The sequence below is a fragment of the Candidatus Protofrankia californiensis genome, from assembly GCF_900634765.1.
GTDB classification, from domain to species: Bacteria; Actinomycetota; Actinomycetes; order Frankiales; family Frankiaceae; genus Protofrankia; species Protofrankia californiensis.
Genome location: NZ_CAAAFT010000313.1, coordinates 1 through 2616, shown reverse-complemented (window position 1 = coordinate 2616; position 2616 = coordinate 1). Strand labels below are relative to the sequence as shown.

The 2616-nt window shown below is 66.1% G+C and carries 3 protein-coding genes and 2 pseudogenes; all 5 read right to left on the bottom strand.

Features of this window, described 5'->3' with window-relative positions; translation table 11 throughout:
- Nucleotides 1-206: pseudogene (locus DD1DGNOD_RS16630) on the bottom strand (class I SAM-dependent methyltransferase); the annotation flags it as partial.
- Between the two features lie 266 nt (nucleotides 207-472).
- Complete coding sequence (locus DD1DGNOD_RS16625) at nucleotides 473-865, bottom strand: type II toxin-antitoxin system VapC family toxin (RefSeq protein WP_131767345.1); 393 nt, start codon at nucleotides 863-865, stop codon at nucleotides 473-475.
- Nucleotides 862-1098: a FitA-like ribbon-helix-helix domain-containing protein gene (locus DD1DGNOD_RS16620; RefSeq protein WP_131770543.1), complete on the bottom strand. Its 237-nt coding sequence runs from the start codon at nucleotides 1096-1098 to the stop codon at nucleotides 862-864. The genes DD1DGNOD_RS16625 and DD1DGNOD_RS16620 overlap by 4 nt, the downstream gene beginning before the upstream one ends.
- A gap of 49 nt (nucleotides 1099-1147) precedes the next feature.
- Nucleotides 1148-1972: pseudogene (locus DD1DGNOD_RS16615) on the bottom strand (MFS transporter); the annotation flags it as partial.
- Nucleotides 1963-2391, bottom strand: coding sequence for a MarR family winged helix-turn-helix transcriptional regulator (locus DD1DGNOD_RS16610; protein WP_131770548.1), 429 nt, complete (start codon nucleotides 2389-2391; stop codon nucleotides 1963-1965). The gene DD1DGNOD_RS16610 and the pseudogene DD1DGNOD_RS16615, both read right to left, overlap by 10 nt.
- Nucleotides 2392-2616: the final 225 nt, after the last annotated feature.

Below are 2616 nucleotides of genomic sequence, written 5' to 3'. Positions count from 1 at the left end.
TGCCCGGCCCTGAGCGCAACGGCGGCGTGCTCGCCGCGCCGCAGCCCGGTCTTGGTGAAGTCGAAGTCGATCTGTCTGACGGTTTCCAGAGCCATCGTGTCGTGCAGGATGGAGTTGGGTGACTCGGCGTCCAGCGCTCTGCCGTACAACGTCGCGAGCAGAGTGGCCTTCTCGCCTGTGAGGTGCACCTCTGGCACGAGCGCCATGCTACCTATCAGAGCTACCTATCAGACGAGCGGTGGACCTGACGTACCACCCAACCCCTACTCCGAAGCCGAGGGCTGCGGCCCTCCGGTTCCCATCCCACAAGATCGGACGCCCCTCACGGAGTCCGTGACGGATGGGCCCGACGAGATCGTCACCAACCCGGATCAGACGCCCTCTGATGTCTCGTTGTCCGTGAGCGGCAGGGTCCGCGAGCGATCTGCTCGTCTGTCCGGTCGCCGACAAGCCCGGTAGGCCCCGTGGCAGCTCACGGGGTAGCAAAGGTGCAGCGCGGTCCGGTGGCCTTCGCCAACCGGAGGTCCAGCGTGGCGAGCTTTGCGCCCAGCGATTCGGCGAGTGCCACGTACCAGCCGTCGTAGGCCGTGACATTCTCCCGCAGCTCCCACACTCTTGTGGCGAACGGCTCGTAGGCGAACAACTCGACCCGAAGGCTCAGCAGGTCCGCGTGGGCCAGGGCTGCGGTATCGGCGGAAATCTCGCCGGCCATGGCGGCGCGGCGCAATACATTGGCGACCTCCACCGGCATGAGGTGGGGCGCGGCCAGGTCATCGGTGGCGAGGAGGCGGTCCGCCCAGGTTCCCGCCTGGCCGCTGTCGACGAGTGCCGCCGCCACGAGACTGGAGTCGATGACGAGGGTCATCGGCGGTCAGAGTCACGGTGGCCGAGGATCGACTCAACCGGCAACCGGCTGCCGATGCGTTGCTTGCGGTCACGGACCCGGGCAAGCAGCACCTCCGCGTCCGGCCGCCGGGCTAGCTCGATCAGCTGAGAACGTACGTACTCCTGCAGTGAACGACCGCTGAGCGCAGCCCGTGAGGCAAGCTCGTCGCGGGTCTCGTCGGGTACGTCCCGGATGGTGATCGCAGTGGCCATAGCATCATTATGCTGCTATCAGCAGTGAACAACAAGCGGTCGCCGTGTGAGCACCGATGGAATCCGCTGCGATCGCTGACGGGAACAGCCCGAGGGTGCGCGGGTTGTTCCCGAATCGCTCGGTATTGATCAGTGGAAACAGGCTGATCGGCATCGAAAGCACGGTGGCGGCCAGATCAGTGAGCAGTGCGCCGCGGATCGTAGGATTCCGCGCCAGGAAACCCAGACCATCCAGTATCCCGTACAGGCCTGGGCGGGACGACTGACCCTCCGGCCGCATGGCCGGTAGCCCGAACGCGCCGCAGAACGCCGGGGCGAAGGTGATTGCGTCGATCAGGTAGCAGCCGCCGACGCCCAGCCACCCGAGGACCAGTCCGCCCAGCGCCGGCCCCAGCAGCATGGCCGCCTGGAAGGCGATCCGGTTCAACGCCAGCCCAGCCGCCAGCTGAGCTTCGGGCAGCAGCCGCGGGATGAAGGTGCGCGACGCCGGGCCGCCACCGGCGACGAAGCAGGACTGCATCGCGACCAGCAGCAACACTCCGACCACCGGCAGGTGCCCGAAAAGCCCTTGCACCGCCAGCAGAATCGAGCACACGGCCTGGCCGGTAATGGCGATCAGGTAGAACTTCCGCCGGTCGCTGCGATCGATGATCGATCCTGCGAAGAGTCCGAACGTGATGATCGGAACCGCCTGCGCCAGGCCGACGGCGCCGGTCCAGACGGTGCTCTCCGTCATCTGCCAGACCTGGAACATCACCGCGACGAGCGCCATCTGGCTACCGAATCCGGAGAACGCCCGGCCGATCCACAGCCGCCGGAACTGCGGTGACGATCGCAGGGGGGCCAGATCGATCAGTGTGCGCCTCACTCCCATGCGACGTCTTCAGCGAGCTTCTCGGCGATCCGGTCGTGGAAGCTTTTACGCCGCAGTACTTCCTCGATGTCTGTGACGACCCGGCTGAGCGGGTACGGGATCTCCGCCTCGATCTCGGCGATGGCGGCCTCAGTGGCCTGCCATTCGGCCGCAAGCCGGTCCACGACGCGGCTGGCCTTGGCCGTGAGCGTCACCTTCTTGCTGCGGGCATCGGCACCCGCAGTGGTCCGGACCAAGCCGGCGGCGCGCATCGCGGCCACCTTCTGGCTTATCGCCGAGTGGGTGCGCTGCACCGATTCGGCCAGCTCGGTGATCGTCATCGGGCCGTGCGCGTGCAGCCGGATCAGCTCCATCACGAAGCTCGGCTTGAGCCCTTCGACGGGCACCTCGGCGTAGATCCGGGCGATGTCAGCGTCCATCGCCGCCTGCAGCAGCCGCAATGGCCGCCAGCGGCTGCGCTCGGTCGGGTCAGGGGTGTTGTCTACCGTCACCCAGCTATCGTAACAGTACTTATATAAGTGCTGTTACATCATGCTGGGAGGCGACTCGGTCAAGCTGACGCTGCCCGTACCGTTCTCGCTACCTCTGCGGATCTTTGTGGCTCTCCTGACGTGATAGTGGGTGACTGATCGTCGATCAACAGC